This window comes from Mycobacterium venezuelense, from assembly GCF_054919535.1.
Map to the genome: position 1 here is coordinate 113,218 of NZ_JBONDW010000019.1, position 19,263 is coordinate 132,480.

General features: G+C 66.2%; 21 protein-coding genes. 11 read left to right on the top strand and 10 right to left on the bottom strand.

The annotated features are described in order from the left end of the window. Positions 1-3: 3 nt before the first annotated feature. Positions 4-255 (bottom strand): hypothetical protein, encoded by a 252-nt coding sequence (locus tag ACRCUN_RS26715; protein ID WP_462144638.1) that lies wholly within the window; start codon positions 253-255, stop codon positions 4-6. 90 nt (positions 256-345) lie between these two features. Between ACRCUN_RS26715 and ACRCUN_RS26720 the strand changes: the two genes are divergently transcribed. Next, positions 346-1,311 (top strand): o-succinylbenzoate synthase, encoded by a 966-nt coding sequence (locus tag ACRCUN_RS26720; protein ID WP_462144674.1) that lies wholly within the window; start codon positions 346-348, stop codon positions 1,309-1,311. 99 nt (positions 1,312-1,410) lie between these two features. Then, positions 1,411-1,734: a hypothetical protein gene (locus ACRCUN_RS26725; RefSeq protein ID WP_462144639.1), complete on the top strand. Its 324-nt coding sequence runs from the start codon at positions 1,411-1,413 to the stop codon at positions 1,732-1,734. 8 nt (positions 1,735-1,742) lie between these two features. On the opposite strand, the gene ACRCUN_RS26730 is transcribed toward ACRCUN_RS26725, so the two are convergent. After that, entirely contained in the window at positions 1,743-2,636 is an 894-nt protein-coding gene (locus tag ACRCUN_RS26730; RefSeq protein WP_462144640.1) for an aminoglycoside phosphotransferase family protein, read from the bottom strand. 60 nt (positions 2,637-2,696) lie between these two features. On the opposite strand from ACRCUN_RS26730, the gene tpx reads away from it, so the two are divergent. Beyond that, a complete protein-coding gene (gene tpx, locus ACRCUN_RS26735; RefSeq protein WP_462144641.1) occupies positions 2,697-3,191 on the top strand; it encodes a thiol peroxidase in 495 nt (164 codons plus the stop codon). Between the two features lie 49 nt (positions 3,192-3,240). Here the strand turns inward: tpx and tenA are convergent, their stop codons facing one another. Beyond that, the gene (tenA, locus tag ACRCUN_RS26740; protein WP_462144642.1) at positions 3,241-3,924 is read right to left on the bottom strand and encodes a thiaminase II; all 684 of its coding nucleotides are present in this window, start codon (positions 3,922-3,924) and stop codon (positions 3,241-3,243) included. Positions 3,925-4,183: 259 nt separating this feature from the next. On the opposite strand from tenA, the gene ripD reads away from it, so the two are divergent. From ripD to ACRCUN_RS26755, 3 genes are all read left to right on the top strand, one after another. Beyond that, positions 4,184-4,804 (top strand): NlpC/P60 family peptidoglycan-binding protein RipD, encoded by a 621-nt coding sequence (ripD, locus tag ACRCUN_RS26745; protein ID WP_462144643.1) that lies wholly within the window; start codon positions 4,184-4,186, stop codon positions 4,802-4,804. 86 nt (positions 4,805-4,890) lie between these two features. Beyond that, the gene (locus tag ACRCUN_RS26750) at positions 4,891-5,952 is read left to right on the top strand and encodes a M48 family metallopeptidase (RefSeq protein ID WP_462144644.1); all 1,062 of its coding nucleotides are present in this window, start codon (positions 4,891-4,893) and stop codon (positions 5,950-5,952) included. Between the two features lie 72 nt (positions 5,953-6,024). Beyond that, positions 6,025-6,807 (top strand): hypothetical protein, encoded by a 783-nt coding sequence (locus ACRCUN_RS26755; protein WP_462144645.1) that lies wholly within the window; start codon positions 6,025-6,027, stop codon positions 6,805-6,807. 6 nt (positions 6,808-6,813) lie between these two features. Here ACRCUN_RS26755 and ACRCUN_RS26760 read toward each other — a convergent pair whose 3' ends face one another. The 5 genes from ACRCUN_RS26760 to ACRCUN_RS26780 all read right to left on the bottom strand — a co-directional run bounded on the left by ACRCUN_RS26760 (position 6,814) and on the right by ACRCUN_RS26780 (position 11,717). After that, positions 6,814-7,587, bottom strand: a complete 774-nt coding sequence (locus tag ACRCUN_RS26760; RefSeq protein WP_462144646.1) for a CPBP family intramembrane glutamic endopeptidase — start codon at positions 7,585-7,587, stop codon at positions 6,814-6,816. A gap of 32 nt (positions 7,588-7,619) precedes the next feature. Next, the gene (gene upp / locus ACRCUN_RS26765; protein WP_462144647.1) at positions 7,620-8,249 is read right to left on the bottom strand and encodes a uracil phosphoribosyltransferase; all 630 of its coding nucleotides are present in this window, start codon (positions 8,247-8,249) and stop codon (positions 7,620-7,622) included. Between the two features lie 9 nt (positions 8,250-8,258). Further along, complete coding sequence (locus ACRCUN_RS26770) at positions 8,259-9,479, bottom strand: URC4/urg3 family protein (RefSeq protein WP_462144648.1); 1,221 nt, start codon at positions 9,477-9,479, stop codon at positions 8,259-8,261. Further along, positions 9,479-10,750, bottom strand: coding sequence for a GTP cyclohydrolase II (locus ACRCUN_RS26775; RefSeq protein ID WP_462144675.1), 1,272 nt, complete (start codon positions 10,748-10,750; stop codon positions 9,479-9,481). Before ACRCUN_RS26775 ends, ACRCUN_RS26770 begins: the two co-directional genes overlap by 1 nt. A gap of 82 nt (positions 10,751-10,832) precedes the next feature. Beyond that, positions 10,833-11,717, bottom strand: a complete 885-nt coding sequence (locus ACRCUN_RS26780) for an SDR family oxidoreductase (RefSeq protein WP_462144649.1) — start codon at positions 11,715-11,717, stop codon at positions 10,833-10,835. Positions 11,718-11,818: 101 nt separating this feature from the next. Between ACRCUN_RS26780 and ACRCUN_RS26785 the strand changes: the two genes are divergently transcribed. After that, positions 11,819-12,382 carry a TetR family transcriptional regulator gene (locus tag ACRCUN_RS26785; protein ID WP_462144650.1) on the top strand — a complete coding sequence of 188 codons (564 nt, stop codon included), beginning with the start codon at positions 11,819-11,821 and terminating at the stop codon, positions 12,380-12,382. A 98-nt stretch (positions 12,383-12,480) separates the two neighbouring features. Continuing rightward, a complete protein-coding gene (locus ACRCUN_RS26790) occupies positions 12,481-13,125 on the top strand; it encodes a M15 family metallopeptidase (RefSeq protein ID WP_462144676.1) in 645 nt (214 codons plus the stop codon). 3 nt (positions 13,126-13,128) lie between these two features. On the opposite strand, the gene ACRCUN_RS26795 is transcribed toward ACRCUN_RS26790, so the two are convergent. Beyond that, positions 13,129-14,025, bottom strand: coding sequence for an RNA polymerase sigma-70 factor (locus tag ACRCUN_RS26795; protein WP_462144651.1), 897 nt, complete (start codon positions 14,023-14,025; stop codon positions 13,129-13,131). Between the two features lie 185 nt (positions 14,026-14,210). Between ACRCUN_RS26795 and ACRCUN_RS26800 the strand changes: the two genes are divergently transcribed. The 3 genes from ACRCUN_RS26800 to ACRCUN_RS26810 all read left to right on the top strand — a co-directional run bounded on the left by ACRCUN_RS26800 (position 14,211) and on the right by ACRCUN_RS26810 (position 17,655). Then, positions 14,211-15,926, top strand: coding sequence for an esterase/lipase family protein (locus ACRCUN_RS26800; RefSeq protein WP_462144652.1), 1,716 nt, complete (start codon positions 14,211-14,213; stop codon positions 15,924-15,926). A 29-nt stretch (positions 15,927-15,955) separates the two neighbouring features. Then, complete coding sequence (locus ACRCUN_RS26805) at positions 15,956-16,330, top strand: NYN domain-containing protein (RefSeq protein ID WP_462144653.1); 375 nt, start codon at positions 15,956-15,958, stop codon at positions 16,328-16,330. A 110-nt stretch (positions 16,331-16,440) separates the two neighbouring features. Continuing rightward, complete coding sequence (locus ACRCUN_RS26810; protein ID WP_462144654.1) at positions 16,441-17,655, top strand: cytochrome P450; 1,215 nt, start codon at positions 16,441-16,443, stop codon at positions 17,653-17,655. Here the strand turns inward: ACRCUN_RS26810 and ACRCUN_RS26815 are convergent. Beyond that, positions 17,652-19,223, bottom strand: coding sequence for a class I adenylate-forming enzyme family protein (locus tag ACRCUN_RS26815; protein WP_462144655.1), 1,572 nt, complete (start codon positions 19,221-19,223; stop codon positions 17,652-17,654). The genes ACRCUN_RS26810 and ACRCUN_RS26815 overlap by 4 nt on opposite strands. Between the last annotated feature and the right edge of the window lie 40 nt (positions 19,224-19,263).

A 19,263-nucleotide genomic window follows, 5' to 3' on the forward strand; every position in this document is an offset into this window, starting at 1 on the left:
CCGCTAAAGCAGTGGCGTCGCGATGCTGTTCGGCACCGGAGGTGGCGGCGGCACCGGAAGACACAGTCCGGTCGCGGTGTCCAACTGTTTCCCGGGCACGCAGAACGGCGCACATCCGTTGGTGACGCCGGTTTCACCCGGCAGGCAGGCCGCACTCACCGCCGGCGTCACGATGGTGGTCACCCCCATGGGGGTGACCGCGAGTGCCGCGGCCGACAGCATCGTGAGCACTCCTCGCCGCACCGCGTTCGCCATACCGACTCCTGCCCAAGTAGCCCGCCGTATCCGGTAGCCGCAGTGTAGGCGCTCGGCGACTCGCCCGGCGTCGACTAGCGTCACGTGGTTGTGCAGACCCTGATCGACTTCGACAACGCGCCGATCTTCGCCATCCCGCTCACCGGTGGCGCTGGAGCCGCCGACGTGCGCGAGGGCATGTTGATCGAAGGCCCACAAGGGTGGGGTGAGTTCAGCCCGCCCCCGGATGACCGCGCACCGGTCCGGTGGCTGACTGCGGCCCTTGAGCCCGGCACCGTCGGCTGGCCGGATCCGGTGCGGGGACGCATCCCGATCACCGTGACGGTACCCGCGGTCGACCCGGTGAACGCGCAGCAAATCGTGCTGGAGGCGCGCTGCCGGGCGGCCTCGGTGGAGGTCGGCACCGGTTCGCTCACCGAGGACATCGCCCGGATCGAGGCTGTGCGCGATGCGCTCGGCGCCGAGGGGACGTTGCGGTGCGACGCGAAAGGACGCTGGGATCCCGACACGGCGGCGGCGGCGATCGCCGCCCTCGACGTCGCGGCCGCCGGACTGGAGTTCGTCGAGCAGCCCTGTCGCACGATCCCCGAGCTGGCTGAGCTAAGGCGCCGGGTCGATGTGCGCATCGCCGTCGACGAGTCGATCCGCCAGGCGGAGGATCCGCGGCGGCTTCGGCTCGGCGAATCAGCCGACATCGTGGTTCTGACCTGCGGACCGCTGGGTGGGGCGCGTCGCTCCTTACGAGTGGCCGAGGCCACGGAGCTGCCGTGTGTGGTGAGTTCGGCGCTGGAGACGAGCATCGGGCTGGGTGCCGGTCTCGCGCTCGCCGGGGCGCTGCCGGAATTGCCCTTCGCGTGCGAGCTCGGCACCCGGCCGCTGCTCGGCGGTGACCTCGTCGCCCCGTCGCGTTCGTTGCTGCCCGTCGACGGATATCTGCCGGTCGCCCCGATGCCACCGGCCCCGCAACCCGATCTGCTCGAGCGGTATGCGGTGCGCGATCCGCGCCGGGTGTCTTGGTGGCGTGACCGGCTGCGTGCGGCCGCCGCGGCGGGCTGAGCGTTTCGAGTAGCCCACTACGCATGCGCCTCGGCGGCCGCCAACTTGATGATCGACGGTGTCAGCAACCTCGAACCTCATGATCCAACGGAGGATGACATGTCGTTGTTCGCCAAACTGGCGGAGATCCGCGCCGTCAAGACCCAAGACGCAGACGGCACCGACGAGCTGAGCATCAGCAGGGCTGATGGCTTTCAGTTCGAGTCGATGTCGATGCGGCAAGGCGACGTCGTGGACCTGGACAGGTTGCTTCCGTTCGACGGCGAGCTCGAAATCGTTTTGAAAGAGATCGACTCGCAAACCGATGAAGAGCAGAATCTCGGATCGGTGTTCATCCGGTCCGAAGACTTGGGCCGCGGCGAGGTGACACAGCAGTTCCGCGGTGCCGGGGCGCTGTACGACATCACCTACAAGGTCATCTGAGCAACGCATCAATCCTGGACGGCCTTGGCCACCGCGACACACGTCGTCAGCCAGTCCGCGTCGGGCTCGTCATTCTCGGTCAACTCCCACATCGCGTTCTGCATCACGCGCACGATCACCCAGGCGCGGGCCCGGTCCGTGTCCAGTCCCGCCGCGTCGACCAGCGCATAGAACCGGCGGCGGACCCCGTCGCGAACGTATCCGGCCAGCTCGTCCCACCGGTTCCACAGCATTGGTGCGAGTTCGTAATGCGGATCGCCGTTGAGTGGCTTGGGGTCGATCGCCAGCCACGGCTCCCGGTCGGCGGCCAGCACGTTCTCGTAATGCAGATCGCCGTGGATCACGGTCGCGGAACTCGACGGTTCAGCAGTGAGCTCCACACCGAGCGCGATCGCCTGCTCCACGAGCCTGCGCGGTACGGGCGCGTTGCGGGGGAGCGACGACAGGGCGGCGGTGCTGCGGTGGACGGATCCGGCGAGCGACCGCAGCTGGGGAAGTGCGGGCACGTGGATCCTCTCGTAGATCCCGGCGACCACCTCGCACGCGTCGATATCCCACAGCTCGTTGAGGTTTCGCGAGTGCAACCGCTCGAGCAGGATCGCGCGGCGATGTGGTTCGGCGCGCAGCAGCCGAACCGCTCCCTGCCCTGCCCACCTCCGCAGCGCGAGATGCTCGTGCTCGGACTCCTCGTCCGGGAATCCGACCTTCAACACCGCGGGTCCACCGTCGCGAGTGCGGACCGGCAGCACGATCGAGCAGTAGCCGTGCGTGGGCGGGCCGTCAGCGGTGAGCTCCCACTCCGCCGTCTGGGTCCGTACGAGCTTGGGGAGCCCGTCCACCCATGCCCGCCACCGGGGCCCGCGGGCGGCCATCGCGCGGACCGCGCCGGGCAATTCGATCATCGGCCCCATCGTCGCACCCCGGACTGCCCGTGCCGCCGCCGGTTTTGACAGACTGTGCGCATGGCACAGATAACCTTGCGTGGAAATCCCATCAACACGGTCGGCGAGCTGCCTTCCGTCGGAAGCGCGGCCCCCAGTTTCACACTGACCGGCACTGATCTCGGCGCGGTCACGAGCGACCAGTTCCGCGACAAGGCCGTTCTGCTGAACATCTTCCCGTCCGTCGACACTCCGGTGTGCGCCACGAGCGTGCGGACGTTCAACGAGCGGGCCGCGGCCAGTGGGGCCACCGTGCTGTGCGTGTCGAAGGATCTGCCGTTCGCGCAGAAGCGGTTCTGTGGTGCCGAGGGCATCGAGAACGTCACCACCGCGTCGGCATTCCGCGACAGCTTCGGCGATGACTACGGCATCACGATCAGCGACGGCCCGATGGCCGGCCTGCTCGGTCGTGCGGTCGTCGTGATCGGTGCGGACGGCAATGTGGCCTACACCGAATTGGTGCCCGAAATCGGCACCGAGCCCGATTACGACGCAGCGCTGGCCGCCCTCAAGTGATTTGTCCGGCCCTCACCCGCCAATTGCGCGGGTGAGGGCACCGGCCGGCTCAGACCGGCCATTCTTCGAGCCGGTGGGCGGCATCGAAGAACATCCATTCGTATTTCGCGGTAACGACGAAGTGTGCCCGTGCGGTAACTTCCTCAGCCGTGCCCAACGTCGGTCCGATCCGGTCGGTCAGGGCGAGCACTTCGGCGACCGTCGCCGCGAACTCCTCGCCGCCATAGCTGTCGATCCAGCGCTGATAGCGGCGATCGGTCGAGCCGCGGTCGAGCAATTCCGCCCCCACTCGGGCGTAGATCCAGTAGCAGGGCAGCACCGCGGCCAATCCGTCGGCGAAGCTGCCGCCGTACGCGGTCGCCAGCAGGTAGCTGGTGTACGCGCGGGTCGTGGGGGCGACGGGTGTCGAATCCAGTTCGGCAGGGTCGAGACCCAATTCCGGCAGCAGCTCATTGTGCAGCCCGAGTTCGACGTCGAACACCTCAGCGGCGTGGCGCGCGAACATCGCGGTGTCGGCAAGGGTGGGTGCTTTTGCGGCGACGATTGCCAACGCGCGGGCGTAGTCACGAAGGTAATGAGCATCCTGGGCGACGTAATGCGCGAAGACCTTCTCGTCCAAGGTGCCGTCGGTGAGCCCGGTCAGGAACGGGTGCGCAAGGATCGCTGCGAACGTCGACTCGGTCTCGTGCCACAGCCGTGCCGTCCAGGTCTGCTGATTCGCTACAGGGTGCATGGTCACCATCTTGTCAGTCGCCGCACCCGCCCCGCGACCGTGCGGTTTCATAGCCGACACGCCGCTTCGCCCGTATGAAGTCGCGCACTCGCGAGGTTGCCGGCGATTACCGTTCGGTCACGGTATCGCATCTGATTGGCGTTGTGCCCCATAGAAATTGGGCAATCTTCTGTTTGCCCGGTACAAATAATTGACGCTACTGACGTCGACCACCAGTATGCGCATGTTTCAGGCCGAGGTCGGGAGAGTTGATGTTCGGATGAGACGCACGTATGCCCTCGTGGTGAGCTTGGCCCTGCTCGTGGCGGCGGCTCCCGGACTGGCCAGTGCCGCGCCGTTCGATCGGCCGGCCGGCAATCAGCAGTTCATCGAACGCGTTATCGCACGCGCACTTTCGCAGCGCGGGGTTCCGTTCGCCTACGGCGGCGGTGACATCAACGGCCCCACGCGCGGCGTCCCGCGCGAAATCCCCGCCCCGGCAATCGCTCCCGGCTTCGGCGTGCCCGCGGCCGCGCCCGCACTCGCGCCCGTCACGCCGGGGCTGTCCATGCCTGCGGTTGGCGCCCCCGCCGTCACGACCGTTGCCGATCCGTCATCGAACGTCGTGGGCTTCGATGCATCCGGCCTGATCGTGTACGCGTTCGCCGGTGCCGGGGTGAAGATGCCGCGGTCCTCGGGCGAGCAATACAAAGTCGGGCAGAAGGTGCTGCCGTCGCAGGCGATGCCCGGTGACCTGATCTTCTACGGCCCCGAAGGCACGCAGAGCGTCGCGCTGTTCCTCGGGAACGGACAGATGATCCAGGGCACCGATCCGGTTGTCACCGTCTCACCCGTCCGCACCGAAGGCATGACGCCCTACCTGGTGCGCATCATCGCCTGACACCTGCCCGGCGGCCGAATCTGGTGTCACCGCGCCCCCGTCGCACTCCGTAGTGTTGAGCTGCAGGCAACGAAGGGCGTCCACCGATGAACCAGCCACCCGCTACGTCGCGAGCCGTATTTCCCGGTATCAGTTCCCGCGCGTGGGAGCATCCGGCCGACCGGACCGCATTGTCAGCTCTGCGCCGGCTCAAGGGTTTCGACCAGATCCTCAAGCTGCTGTCGGGCATGCTGCGCGAACGTCAGCACCGGCTGCTGTACCTGGCGAACTCGGCGCGGGTCGGGCCGCGTCAGTTCGCCGATCTCGACGCATTGCTCGACGATTGTGTCCAGGTGCTCGACGCGCCGGCACGGCCCGAGATGTTCGTCATGCAGTCGCCGATCGCCAACGCGTACGCGATCGGGATGGACGAGCCCTTCATCGTCATCACATCGGGCATGTACGACCTGATGTCGCACGAGGAGATGCGCTTCGTCGTCGGCCATGAGCTCGGTCACGCGTTGAGTGGCCACGCGGTGTACCGCACCATGCTCATGCACCTGCTGCGGGTTGCGTCGTCGTTCGGCTTCATTCCGATCGGTGGCTGGGCGCTTCGCGCGATCGTCGCCGCATTGATGGAATGGCAACGCAAGTCCGAGCTTTCGGGTGACCGCGCCGGGTTGTTGTGCGGCCAGGATGTCGATGCGGCGATCCGGGTCGAGCTGAAGCTGGCGGGCGGCAGCCGCCTCGACAAGCTCGACTCGCAGGCGTTCCTGGCGCAAGCCCGGGAGTACGAGCGCACCGGCGACATGCGTGACGGGTTGCTCAAGCTGCTCAACCTCGAGCTGCAGACCCATCCCTTCTCGGTGTTGCGTGCCGCGGCGCTGACGCAGTGGGTCGACAGCGGGGGCTATGGCGCGATCCTGGCCGGCGAATATCCGCGGCGATCCGACGACGACAAAGTCGGTTGGAACGAAGACCTGAGCGCGGCCGCCCGGCATTACAAGGACGGGTTCGACCAGTCCAACGATCCGCTCATCCGGGGCATCCGGGATGGGCTCGGCGGCATTGTCGACGGAGTCGGTCAGGCCGCGACGAATGCGGCAGACTCGATGGGCCGCAAGATTTCCGAGTGGCGCCGCAACGCCAAGGGCGGGGACGGCGAATAACCGGCCCGCCAACACGCGGCCCGTCGCAGGACTTGCCGTATAGCCAACGGTAAGCCCCTAGACTGTGCGCTCGTGGGCATATTGTTTGGCTTCGCGCCGTGGATCATCTACTGGGTACTCGTCGGAAACGTGCCTTTCCTCGTGGCGGTGCTGGTCGCGCTCGTGGCGGCCATCGCGACGTTCATCATCAGCCGGATGTCGGGGAACGCCGGGCGAACCCTGGAGATCGGCGCCCTCGCGACGTTCGTCGTACTGACGATCCTGACTCTCGTGCTCAGTCAGGACGTCATGGAACGCTGGATGCAGCCATTGAGCAATGTCGGGATCTTCCTGGTCGCCCTGGTCGGCGCCCTGATCGGTAAGCCGTTCGTGCAGGAGTTCGCCGCGGCGGGCCAGCCGCCCGGGGTGGTGGAAAGTGACTTGTTCAAGCGGATCGTGATGATCCTGACCTGGATCTGGGTTGGCGCGTTCGCCGGGATGACGATCTCATCGGCGATCCCGCCGATCGTGCAGGGCGACGCCACGATCCTCGACACCAAGACGCCGCTCTCATTCATCTGCTACTGGGTCATACCGTTCACTCTGCTGGGTCTCGCCGCGCTGGCATCGCGCATCCTGCCGGACCGGATGACCGCAGGGATGAACGACATCGTGCGCAAGACGACGTTTGTCGCCTACAGCGAAGCAGCGATCGACGAGCTCTACTACCTGGCCTCCGAACACGCCAACCGCGAGGTCGGCGCAGGCCAGGAGGCATACGACGTTCGCGTCGGAGGTTCGGGGACGCCACTGCTCGGCGATGAGAGCCGCATGTCGTGGCCGTCGACGTACAAGGTGCGCGACCGCAAGCGCTGAGTTCGGTCAACTCGTGGGCATCATGCCCATCAGCCCGAACATCATCACGATGCCTGGCAGCAGGTTGGTCACCTGATGTGCGACGATGCCGGCAATCAGACTGTCGGAGTACAAGCGGGCCAATGCAATTGGTATCGCGACGATCAGCAGCAGCGGTGTGCGTGTCGGTTCGAAGTGCGCGAGCGCGAACACCACGGTTGACACCACCAGGGCAATCCACCGGCCCCAACGCTGCTCGAGCGCACCCCACAGCAGCCCGCGATAGACGACCTCTTCGCAGAAGGGCGCGACGAACGCCACGATGAGGAGCACCGCGATCGCGAGCGGCCAAGTTGCCTGAACGCCGTCGAAGACCCGCCCGACCGCGGAGTTCGCCTCGGGGCCGACGATCGACAGGTACAGCGCCGCGGCGGGCAACGTGATGAACAACCCGCCCACCCCGAAGGCCAGGCCCAGCCCGAACCCGCGCCACGACCAGTGCAACCGGAAGTCGATCCGCGGCCCGTTGCCTCGCACGCGGGCGATCAGCAGGGCCAGCGCGGCGGCGCTCACGGTGGGCACGGCGATCGCAACGGCCATCATCCAGGCCGGGGGAGTGCCACTGCGCGCGGCGGCCAGCAACCCGAATGCCGCCGAGACCCCCAGATAAACCGCCTCGACGAGCAGAAACGCGCCAAAGCCCCACTTGTGGCGCGGATTCGCCGCGGCGGTCTGCGGATCGAACCCAGCTGGGACCGTCGGGACGGGGACGGTGTCCAGATTTTCCTGCTCGGCGCTCATGCCGCGAGGCTACTTGTCGGCGGCGCGCAGTATCACTTCGTGCCGAATATGCGATCGCCGGCATCGCCGAGGCCCGGCACGATGTAGCCGTGCTCATCGAGCGCGCGGTCCAGCGCCGCGGTGTAGACCGGCACCTCGGGGTGAGCCGCTTGCATGGCCGCGACCCCTTCCGGGCAGGTGAGCAGACAGACGAATTTGATCGAGCGCGGTCGGTACTCTTTGATCCGGTCTATCGCGGCCACCGCGGAGTTGCCGGTGGCCAGCATCGGGTCGACCACCACCACGTCGCGTTCGGCGAGGTCGCTCGGCAGCTTGAAGTAATACTCCACGGCGACAAGCGTTTTCGGGTCACGGTACAGGCCGATATGGCCGACGCGGGCGCTCGGGACCACGCTCAGCATTCCCTCGAGGATTCCGCTTCCGGCCCGCAGGATGGACACGAAGACGAGCTTCTTGCCGTCGATGACCGCTCCGGTGGTGGATTCCATCGGCGTAGCGATTTCGATCTCGTGCAGCGGGATGTCGCGCAGTACCTCATAGGTCATCAACATGGATATCTCGGCGAGCAGTTGCCGAAAGCCGTTCGTGGACACGTCTTTCTGCCGCATGAGAGTGAGTTTGTGCTGCACCAAGGGGTGATCGATGAGATGCAGGTTGCCCATCATGTCCTCCTAGAAGACGGTGCCGTCGCTGACGATGGACAGTGGCGGGCGTCCTGCCCGCAACCGTTGCGCCAGTGCGCGGCCGGTCGCCCAGGTGCCGCCCTCAAGCACGCACGCAAGCGGCAATTCCGGTGCGCCGAGCCGCTCGCGGACCAGATCGGCCAGTTGGTCGAGTAGCGACACCGTCAGGGCACGCCACTCGACCACCAGTTCATCGCCAACGGACCAGTTTCCGGATGCCATCGCTGGGTCCCGAAGCTGCAAGACCCCCGTGTCCAGAAGCAACCCGCCATTGCGGTATTCGGGCAGCCCGGTCAGTGCGCCGAGGTCGGTGACGGCCACGCCGGCCCATTCGAACGGCTCCAGAAGTGAATAGGTCAGCCATTGCGAGAGTTTGTGAAAGGGCATCCAGCCGTCGGACAGACCAGGGCCTCGAACAGCCGGGTGGCGCCAGCAGTCGCCGATCGGCCTGCCGTCAATCATGTTGTCGGCCGGCCAAATCGCCGACAGCGATGTCAGCAGGAGAGCGAGGATCTCGTGGGCGGCGATCGAGGGGCCGGTAAGTGCGTCGAAGAGCCCACCGGGACGGCCGTATGGGCCGAACACGTCGGGCTTTGCCGCCAGCGCACCGGCGAGGCGGTGCAGCAGTCGCATCCGGCCTTCGAGTCCGACCATCGGATTGTCGGGACCCACTTGAAATGCCGTGGCAAGCCGTTCCGCGTCGAGCTTGTCCAGGGCCGCCGCATCCACCTGGAGCGGCTGGGCCGGATCGCTGGAGAACAGTCCACCGCGAAACGCATGCCAGCTGGCCACGCCGAGTCCCTCGGAGCGTCCGAAACGCAGACCCGTTTCGGCTTCGGTGTACTGCCAGTCCGGGCCGGCGCCCGCGTCGAGAAGAACGCTCACGACGGTCAGATCGATCATCGACCGGGCGCGGGATGCCGTGCCCAAACCCGTTAGGGATCGGTCGAGTTCGCCCTTGCGGTCGATTCCGCCCGCTTCGAAATGTCGCCACCGGCTGTGGTAGGGAATGTTCAGATCGGGATAGCGGTTGCGGGTCAGCGCGGCCACTTCGCCTGCCGCGATGGGCAGCGAATCGTCGTCGACCCGGAACCACGACGATTCGTCGGCGCGGGCGCGCTGGAGGAGCAGCTGTGCTCGTTCCCGGATGGCGGCCGTGGTGTGCAGCGTCGCAACAGCGGCCGCGCACTGGGTGTCGGTGGTGGTCATCAAATGAGTCCGCGACCCTTGGCGATCTTCAGTTCGTCGGCGTCGGGCACCGGCCCCGGGGTGAAGTAGCCGGCGGCCATCTTGGCGTCGATCTCGACCCGGGCGTCCGCCGGGATCAACTCGTCGGGGATGTTGACGCGTTCGCCGACCTCGATTCCGGCGCCGACGATGGCGTCGTACTTCATGTTGCTCATCGACACCAGGCGATGGATCTTGCGGATGCCCAGCCAGTGCAGCACGTCGGGCATCAGTTCTTGGAAACGCATGTCCTGGACGCCGGCCACACACTCGGTGCGGGCGAAGTACTGGTCGGCGGTGTCGCCGCCGGCCTGACGTTTACGTGCGTTGTACACAAGGAATTTCGTCACTTCGCCGAGTGCGCGGCCTTCCTTGCGGTAGTAGGCGACCAGCCCGACGCCGCCGCGTTGCGCGCCTTGAATGCACTCTTCGATCGCATGGGTGAGATACGGCCGGCACGTGCAGATGTCGGATCCGAAGACGTCCGAGCCATTGCATTCGTCATGCACACGGGCGGTCAACTCGACGGCCGGGTCTGCCAGGTCGCGGGCATCGCCGAAGATATAGAGCGTCTGCCCGCCGATCGGCGGCAGGAACACCTCCAGATCTCCGCGCGTCACCAACTCCGGGTACATGCCGCCGGTTTCTTCGAACAGCACACGGCGCAAAGCGGTTTCGCTGCAGCCGAACCGTGCGGCAACACCGGGCAGATACCAGACCGGCTCGATCGCCGCCTTGGTCACCAACGCCGCGCCGTTCGACAGCAGGGTCCGTCCGTCCGGGATCAGTCGGCCCCGCGCGATGGCTTCGGTGATCTCCGGAAGCATCACGTGTGCCTTGGTGACCGCGATCGTCGGCCGGATGTCGTATCCCGCTGCGAGCTCGGCGGTGAAGGCATCGGCCACCATTGCGCCCCAGGGATCCAGGCTCACGATCGCGCCGGGTTCGCTCCACTGCGGATACGGGCCGATGACATCGGTGGGCGCGGTGTTCGTCAGATCGGCTCGATGGGCCGGAGAAAGCGCGCCCGCCGCGACTGCCAGCGCCCGGTAGACGCTGTAGGAGCCGCTGTGCGTGCCGATGACATTGCGGTGTGCGCGCGTGGTCGTCGTGCCGATCACCGGACCGCGTTCGGCGGCAGTCGCGGCCCCCCACCGGATGGTGAGCGCGTCGATCGCACCGCTGTGTGACGTCAGCCGGATATGCCGGGACGTGTTCGGCGGCGATGTCCCCGGACCCGACTCAGCGACCATGGTCATCGCTCCTTTCCCGTGCACGCGCCCGGATGAGGCTTCCAGTCAACCCTGATTTGACTGGATGTGCAGGGGTCAGCCGTCAGGATGTGACCGAGCTGAAATAGTGCCCAGCGGCGAGATCGGCGAGCAGGCCGGGCTGGGTCGGCGCCCAGTCGAACCGCCGCCGGGTCAGCACGCTCGACGCCCGGGCTTCGAGCGAGAAGAACGCGCCGAGCCAGCCGAAGTGGTCAAGTGCCTCGTCGCGCGGGATCGACGTCACCGGTACGTCGAGGCCATTGCCGATCGCCTCGGCGATCGCGCGAACGGGAATCGCGTCGTCGGCGATCGCCTGCAGTCGTGCGCCTGCGGGTGCCCGCTCGACCGCGAGCCGGAACAACCGCGCGGCATCGAGCCGGTGCACGGCCGACCAGCTGTTCGATCCGTCGCCGGGGTAGCCCGCCACACCTTTGTCCTTCGCGATCGAGATGAGACGTGGCACGAAACCGTGGTCTCCTTCGCCGTGCACCGACGGTGGGAGCCGCACCACGGACACCCGCACACCGTGCGGGAGGAGTGCCTGCGCTGCCGCCTCCGATTGGCGTAGCGCACCCGGCGGCGGTGCGTCGTCTTCGGTGGCGTCAGGAAATCCGGCGAGACCCGACGTGACGACGAGCGGGCGGTCGGAACCGGCCAACGCCGAGCCGAGCGCTTCGATTGCCGCCCGATCCGTCTCGCCGGCCCGTCCGTAGTCGGTGAAATCGTGAACGAATGCGAGGTGGATGACGCCGTCGGCGTCCGCTGCGCCGGCCCGCAGGCTGTCCGGATCGTCCAGATCGCCACGATGAACGCCGGCGCCCGCGGCGGTCAGCGCATCGGCTGACGCGTCCGAACGAGCCAGGCCGATCACGTCGTGGCCGGCGTCGATGAGTTCTGGAACGACGGCCGAGCCGATGAAGCCCGACGCACCGGTGACGAAGATCCGCATGGAAACCTCCTGTTGAACGGTCTGGCATCGCGATGTGATGTCAGTTGCTGTCATCACCATAACGCTGATGACAGGCACTGTCATTCCCCTAGGATCAGTGCATGAGCCGCTGGGAACCCGATGCGCAGGGCCGGTTGGCACAGGCTGCGCTGGAGCTGTACAGCGAACACGGCTTCGACCAGACGACGGTGGCCGAGATCGCGCAGCGTGCCGGGCTCACCGAGCGCACGTTCTTCCGCTACTTCGCCGACAAGCGTGAGGTGCTCTTCTGGGGTGAGGGCACGCTGCACGACGTGTTCGTCACCGCGGTCGCCGTCGCCGACGAAGGCCTTTCGCCCTTCGACGCGGTCGCGGCCGGGCTGGATGCCGCGGGGGAGATGTTCGTGGGACGCTACGACCACGCGCGTCGGCGGCAGGCCGTCATCGCGGCCAACACCGCGCTGCAGGAACGTGAACTGATCAAGCTCGCCTCGTTGGCGTCCGGGGTGGCCGAAGCGCTGCGGAACCGCGGGGTTCCCGATACGACTGCCGACCTCGCCGCCGAGGCGGGTATCGCGGTGTTCAAGGTGGCCTTCGAGCGTTGGGTGAGCGGCACCTCCGAGCGCGACCTGCGGGCGGTGACCAGGGCAGCTGTCGAGGAGATGCGAACCGTCACCGCAAGCTGACCGCCGGCGGCGGTTACAACGGAAGGGTGAGCCCTGCCAGGCCGTCTGCGCGACAGTGGTGTGCCGCGGCGATGATCGCCGCCGGCTGCCTTCCGATCATGCAATGCTCAGCCACGCCGTCGGAACCGGCCACCACGACGACCACCACGACCCACACCACCACCACCACGACCACACCGCGCGAACCGGCGCCTGCCACCGTGCATCCGGTCACGGTGGCCGAGCTCGGTACGACGTGGCGAGCGGGCTGCCCGGCCGGGCCCGAGGTGTTGCGGCGGATCGAGCTCGACTACACCGGATTCGACGGCCGCACGCATCGCGGTGCGCTCATCGTGCACCAAGACGTTGTGCCCGAGGTGATTTCGATCTTCGAGGAGCTGCTGAGGCTGCGTTACCCGATCGAGAAGATGCGCACCGTCGACCACTATCCGCGTGCCGACGACGAACTGTCGATGCGCGACAACAACACCTCGGCCTTCAACTGCCGCGGGATACCGGGTTCGCGGAGTTGGTCGCTGCACGCGTACGGCCGCGCCATCGATGTGAACCCGTTGCTCAACCCGTTCATCGACAGTCGCGGCGTACAGCCCGCCAACGCCGGGCCGTACGTGGATCGCGCCCGCACCGACCCCGGGCTGCTGCATCCCGGAGACCCGGCAGTGCTCGCGTTCACCGACCGCGGGTGGCGATGGGGCGGTTTGTGGCGTTCGCCCATCGACTACCAGCACTTCGAGAAGCGTTGACCTTCAGCGCGCCATCCCGAACTCCCGATCGATCCGCGTCAATTTCTCGGGATTGCGCACGTAGTACATACCGGTGATGAGGCCCTTGTCGATGCGTAGCGCGACGACACCGTCCAGTTCCCCGTCGATCCGGGTGATCAGGGCGGGGTGGCCGTTGACCTCCACGGGCTCGAAAGACATGGTCGCAGCGAACTTTCGCAGTCCAGAGGCGAACACGCGGGCCACCCGATCGGCGCCCACGATGGGCCGTGGGAAAGCTTGTTTGAACCCGCCGCCATCGCCGATCGCGACGACATCCGGCGCGAGGATGTCCAGCAAGCCTTGCAGGTCGCCGGTTTCAACCGCTTTCTGGAACGCGGCCAACGCACCGCGCGTCTCGTCGGCCGACACGATCTCGCGTGGCCTGCGAGCGGCGACATGCTGGCGGGCCCGGTGCGCGATCTGTCGTACCGCGGCCGGGGTCTTGTCGATCGCCTCGGCGATCTCGTCATAATCGACCGCGAACACCTCGCGCAGTACGAATACGGCCCGCTCGGTCGGCATGAGCGTCTCCAGCACCAGCATCATCGCCATCGAAACGCTGTCGGCGAGTTCGACATCCTCGGCGACGTCCGGGGTGGTCAACAACGGCTCGGGCAACCAGGAGCCGACGTAGGACTCTTTGCGCCGGCTCAGGGTGCGCAGGCGGCCGAGCGCCTGCCGCGTGGCGATGCGCACGAGGTATGCACGGTGATCGCGCACGGTTTCGAGGTCGACGTCGACCCACCGCAACCAGGTCTCCTGCAATACGTCCTCGGCGTCCGCCGCGGACCCGAGGAGCTCGTACGCGACCGTGAACAGCAGGTTGCGATGAGCGACGAAGGCCTCGGTGGCGGGATCCGAAGGGCTTTCCGCGGTCATGGTTCGGTGGCTCCTGTCTCGTGCCTGTCGACTGTTGCACCCACAAGACACCGGCCGGGGCGAGTTTGTGACACCGGGGCCCGAAACGGTCAAAAAAGAGGTAGCCGACTACTCACGCCTGCGCACCCCGTATGGGCGAAAGTTGCCTCACCAGCACGTTCTGCCAGCACCGAAAGGGCACTGCGATGACACTGCCGGCCGAGGCGATCTCGCCGAACGGGGAATCATCCGAAGACGACAACCGACCTCGCCCGTTGATCCTGGTCCGCGGGTTCGGCGGCGTCGATGTCAGTGACGAAAGAGCAAACGCCTACCAGGGTTTCAACGATGGCACCGTCTACGACAAGAAACGCGGTGACAACTTCATCTACGAGGGGTTCCTGCTGCGGGCGTTGAAATCCAAGCAGTATCCGTACACCGACGCGACGAACGTCATCGGCTATTACTCCAGCGATGTCGACGCTCCCGACGACCCCGGCGGCTTCACCCCGGACGAGGTGAGCGGAACGGTTGTCATCGATCCCCAGATGGCCGAGCGCGTGCTCGCCGAGGGCACCGCGGGCACGATCTGGATCTACCGCTACTACGACCTGTCTCCGCGCGCGATGAAACGCTACGGCGAGGGGCTGGCGCGCTTGATCAGTCTCATCAAGCGCGCCGCGGCGATAAACGGCGACACCTTCCGTGGGGTCGACATCGTCGCGCACAGCATGGGCGGTCTGGTCGTACGCAAGGCGCTCGCCGAGTTGCACGAGGGCGAGCGGGACTCGGCTCGCCACCTGATCCATCGGATCGTGACATTGGGCACCCCGCACCGCGGCATCGCGTTCCAGAGGTTTCCCGGATGGCTGTTGAAATCACTTCCGGATGCTGAGAACGCGGCCGATGAACTCGTCGCGTTCGACCCGACCAAGACGGACTTCCTCAACGTAAAACAGTGGTTTCCGGTCGAACGGATACTCACGGTCGTCGGTACGAACTACCGCGCATACGGCGCCGGTGCATCGCTTGCCAATCGGATTTCCAGCCTCTTCGACGAGGGCAGCCTTCAGCTCAACCGCAGTGACGGGTTGGTGAAACAGTCTGCTGCGCAACTGCCCGGTGCTCCGCGAACATTCATTCACAAGTGTCACGGTGGGGTGGACTCACTGGTGACGTCGCGCGAGTCGTACGAGATCGCGATGCGCTTCTTTCACGGCACGCACCGGGTGCGGCTGTGGCTGGACTACGCGAACATCGAACGCGGGGGAGACTGGTTCGGACGCAGCGAGTTCTACTTCGGGGTGTCGATCAAGCCGCGGGGTGTCGACTTCGAACTCTTCCATCAGAGCGCCGAGGCCGAGAACTGCTACGGCCCGTTCCACGAGAAGGATCTCAGCGACGGGCCACCCGACCTGGCAGGCGAATTGACCAAGGCGTTGGCCGAGCCGGGTGACCGGACCACCGGCTGGGCCGGGCCCAACCGGCTCATCTGGGAAGGCTATATCGACGCGCGAGTGAAGCCGAACAGTGCATGCGAGGGGCTGGTGTTCCGTCTCGACTTCTATGTCGGTGAGCGCGACACCCGCGGAATCGGCTTCTCCGACAACAAGGTTTTCGTCAAGCAGTACTACGTTCAGGCTTTCCCGGAAGACGGCCTTGCGATGTTCGTTCACACGAGCGAACAATTCTTGTCGGCCCGCAAGCCGTACACCCGTGAACAGCTTGACGACATGGCCGTCGAAGACGACGGTACGGCCGTTGTGCAGCGGGCGAATCGGCTCACCGGTAGCCGCGACGAGTGGACATTTCGTGTCGGGGAGCCGGGATTCGACGCCGGACTCCGCATCGCGATCGAACCGGACTCCGGCAACCGTAAGACGCCCCGCGGGCGGACGGCCGACGAGAAGGTCGGCGTATAAACCGGACGGCTGCACGTATCGTCGGCTCTGTGCGATGGATCGTCGACGGCATGAACGTGATCGGGTCACGCCCGGACGGCTGGTGGAAGAACCGTGGGCGCGCGATGACCCGCTTGGTCGAGCAGCTTGAGCGCTGGGCGACTGCGGAAAACCAACGCGTGCTGGTGGTATTCGAATCCCCGGTTTCGCCCCCGATCGAGTCGACCGTCATCGAGATCGCCAATGCGCCCGAGGCAGCGGCGAATTCCGCCGATGACGAGATCGTGCGGCTCGTCACGGCCGATTCACGGCCCGCCGATATCACCGTTGTGACATCGGACAGCACGTTGGCCGAACGCGTTCGGGCCGCCGGGGCTTGCGTCCGGCCGGCGGCGAGGTTCCGCGATCTGATAGATCAGGGCTGACGTCAGGACCTCAACAACGTTGTTGCGCAGGAAAACACAAAGCCGGCCACCGCAGATGGGGTGCTCGAAAGCGCGAAGCGGGCACGGTGCCATGGACTATCGTCGCCGCCATGGCCCTGGACGTGATCAGTATCTGCGGTGTCGACCTCACTGATCCGAAGACATACGAAGCAGGTATGCCGTTCGATGCGTTTCGGGCACTCCGGAAGCACGCTCCGGTGGCGTGGCATCCCTACGAGCAGGGGCCAGGCTTCTTCGCCCTGACCGGTTACGACGACATCCTCGCGGTCTCGCGGGACAGCAGGACGTGGTCATCTGAACAGACCGGGGTGTTGTTCGATGTCCCGAAGCCGGAGTACTCCTATCAGCTCACCCTGATGATGCTGACGATGGACCCACCGCGTCACACGGCACTGCGAACGCTGGTGAGCAAGGGGTTCACCCCGCGCCAGGTCGCACGACTCAACGAGCGCATCGCGCATCTGGCCGACCGGATAGTGGATGACGTGATCGAACGTGGTGAGTGCGATTTCGTCACCGACATCGCCGGTGCGCTGCCGTCATTCGTCATCGCAGAACTGCTCGGCATTCCCCACGATGACGGTCGGCGCCTCTACGAGCTGACCGAGATCATGAACTCCGACCACGTCGGCGACGCAACGGAAGAGGCGGCGCAGGCTCAACTCGACATGTTTCAGTACGGCTCAGCGCTTGCCGCGCGTAAACGCGCGCAGCCGGGGGATGACATTGCGACCTCGCTGCTGCATGCGGAGGTGGACGGCCAACGTCTCACCGACCTGGAGTTCAACCTCTTTTTCATGCTGCTTATCAACGCCGGCGGCGATACGACCCGCAACCTCGTCGCCGGAGGCATGCTCACATTGCTCGAGCACCCCGCCGAACGCGCGCGACTGTCAGCCGATCCGGCATTGTTGCCAACCGCGATCGAGGAAATGCTGCGCTATGTCAGCCCAGTGACCGCATTCGCGCGGACAGCGACCTCGGACGCCGAGGTCGGCGGCGTGACAATCCGCCAAGGCGACCGGGTGGCGATGTTCTTTCCGTCGGCGAACCGGGACGAAACACGCTTTCCCAACCCGGACCGGTTCGATATCGGTCGTGATCCCAACCCCCACTTGGCTTTCGGCGGCGGCGGGACCCACTATTGCCTGGGGGCGAACCTCGCTCGGGTAGAGGCTGCTGCGATTTTCCCCAAGGTACTGGGGCGCATGGCCGACCTCGAGCTCGCCGGGCCCGTCCAGCGGGTGCGCTCCAACCTGTTGAACGGGATCCGGTCGATGCCAGTCCGGTTCACGCCCAATTAGCTTGACCTACCCGGCCGCACATCACCCAGGCGCGAAGCCTGTAGTGCCCCGTCGACGATCAACCGCCGCAGCGACTTCCGATCGAATTTGCCGCTGGGCAGCGTCGGGATCCGATCGCCTGCGGTGATCACCCAGCGGGTCGGCACCTTGTAGGAGGAGAGTTGTTCGCGCGTGTACTCGGCGAGCGACCGAAGGTCGATCTCCGTCGTAGGGACGATCACCGCACACACCTCTTCGCCGCGGTCCGGATCGTCGATTCCGAGGACGATGCACTGTGCGACATCACCGAAATCCCCGATCACCGCCTCGACTTCGAGCGGCGACACATTCGCTCCCGCGGCTTTGATGAGGTCTGTCGTGCGGCCGACGTAGAACACTCGTGGATCGTCGTCGCGCCGGTACACGCGATCACCCGTGTGGTACCACCCGTCCGCATCGAATGTGTCGGACCGCTCGCGCTTGTTGTATCCCACCATCACCCCGACTCCTCGGACGAGTAGCTCGCCCGTGGCGCCGGGTGGAACCGGTTCGCCGTCGTCGCCGACGATGCGCATCTCCGTGTATGCAAACCCGCCCGCGGTTTCCGACATCGTGCGGTGCACCGGAAACCCGTCGGGGACATCGGTCATGGCGATGTCGAGCGGGCCCTCTCGCAGCATCGGTGCATTGCGGAGATCGCGGCCCGGAAATGACGGATGGTCGCGCAGCCGCTGCGTGAACGCGGGCCACCCGACAATGCCCGTGACGCGCTCGCGCTCAGCGAGATCGAGCGCGGTCTCGGCGTCGAGCTTCGGCAGCACCACGATCGTGATCGGTTCGTGCAGCGCGCCGGTTGCGGCGAGCAACCCACCGATCCAGAAGAACGGCATCGCACACAGGATCCGTGCGTCGGCATCGGTGTGGCTGATCGCCCGGATGGCCGTCGGCCAGGTCGAGGTCTGCCGGACCAGGGTGCCGTGGGTGTGCAGGACACCCTTGGGATCGGCGGTCGATCCGGACGTATGGATCATGACGGCGAGGTCGGCAGGGGAGACCTCGCCCTCGACGCCGGTCAGAACGTCGTCGGGCACGCCGGTGCCGTCGCATACGGTGGCCCATACGCGGTCAGTATCGCCGGTGAACACGATGCGACGCAGGTATGGCGCGACGCCCAGCGTGAGCACGCCCGACTGTGCGTCGGCAAGCCCGGGCAGCGCGGCTTCCAACCGCTCGGCGACGTCGATGTTCAGCACGTGTGCCGGCGCCACCAACATCGCGATGTCGGCCAACCGCAACACTTTCGCGATTTCAGCCGGGGTGTAGAGCGTGCTGAGCGGGACGACCACAGCGCCGATCCGCGATGCCGCGAGCCACCAGACGATCCAGTCGACGCCGTTGGCGAAGAACAGGCCGACCCGGCTGCCCTTGCCGACACCCTCCCGCAAGAGCCACCGGGCCGCACGTGCCGAGCGTTGTTCGGCATCGCCATACGTCAGTCGGTCCGTGGGCGTGACCACATACGTGGCGTGGCCGAATTCCCGGACGCTGCGCTGGAGAAGGGCGGGAAGGGTCAGCGGCGGTTGACTCACCCGCTCATCTTCTCCCAACGCTTTCGGCCGTTGGATCCGG

Excerpts from the sequence above, each read along its gene's own strand:
- ACRCUN_RS26770 (WP_462144648.1), bottom strand. The coding sequence starts at position 9,479 with ATGACCACCACCGACACCCAGTGCGCGGCCGCTGTTGCGACGCTGCAC.
- ACRCUN_RS26725 (WP_462144639.1), top strand. The coding sequence starts at position 1,411 with ATGTCGTTGTTCGCCAAACTGGCGGAGATCCGCGCCGTCAAGACCCAA.
- ACRCUN_RS26730 (WP_462144640.1), bottom strand. The coding sequence starts at position 2,636 with ATGATCGAATTGCCCGGCGCGGTCCGCGCGATGGCCGCCCGCGGGCCC.
- ACRCUN_RS26780 (WP_462144649.1), bottom strand. The coding sequence starts at position 11,717 with ATGCGGATCTTCGTCACCGGTGCGTCGGGCTTCATCGGCTCGGCCGTC.
- upp (WP_462144647.1), bottom strand. The coding sequence starts at position 8,249 with ATGGGCAACCTGCATCTCATCGATCACCCCTTGGTGCAGCACAAACTC.
- ripD (WP_462144643.1), top strand. The coding sequence starts at position 4,184 with ATGAGACGCACGTATGCCCTCGTGGTGAGCTTGGCCCTGCTCGTGGCG.
- ACRCUN_RS26790 (WP_462144676.1), top strand. The coding sequence starts at position 12,481 with ATGCAATGCTCAGCCACGCCGTCGGAACCGGCCACCACGACGACCACC.
- ACRCUN_RS26715 (WP_462144638.1), bottom strand. The coding sequence starts at position 255 with ATGGCGAACGCGGTGCGGCGAGGAGTGCTCACGATGCTGTCGGCCGCG.
- ACRCUN_RS26750 (WP_462144644.1), top strand. The coding sequence starts at position 4,891 with ATGAACCAGCCACCCGCTACGTCGCGAGCCGTATTTCCCGGTATCAGT.
- ACRCUN_RS26775 (WP_462144675.1), bottom strand. The coding sequence starts at position 10,750 with ATGGTCGCTGAGTCGGGTCCGGGGACATCGCCGCCGAACACGTCCCGG.
- ACRCUN_RS26795 (WP_462144651.1), bottom strand. The coding sequence starts at position 14,025 with ATGACCGCGGAAAGCCCTTCGGATCCCGCCACCGAGGCCTTCGTCGCT.
- ACRCUN_RS26810 (WP_462144654.1), top strand. The coding sequence starts at position 16,441 with ATGGCCCTGGACGTGATCAGTATCTGCGGTGTCGACCTCACTGATCCG.
- tenA (WP_462144642.1), bottom strand. The coding sequence starts at position 3,924 with ATGCACCCTGTAGCGAATCAGCAGACCTGGACGGCACGGCTGTGGCAC.
- ACRCUN_RS26760 (WP_462144646.1), bottom strand. The coding sequence starts at position 7,587 with ATGAGCGCCGAGCAGGAAAATCTGGACACCGTCCCCGTCCCGACGGTC.
- ACRCUN_RS26800 (WP_462144652.1), top strand. The coding sequence starts at position 14,211 with ATGACACTGCCGGCCGAGGCGATCTCGCCGAACGGGGAATCATCCGAA.
- tpx (WP_462144641.1), top strand. The coding sequence starts at position 2,697 with ATGGCACAGATAACCTTGCGTGGAAATCCCATCAACACGGTCGGCGAG.
- ACRCUN_RS26785 (WP_462144650.1), top strand. The coding sequence starts at position 11,819 with ATGAGCCGCTGGGAACCCGATGCGCAGGGCCGGTTGGCACAGGCTGCG.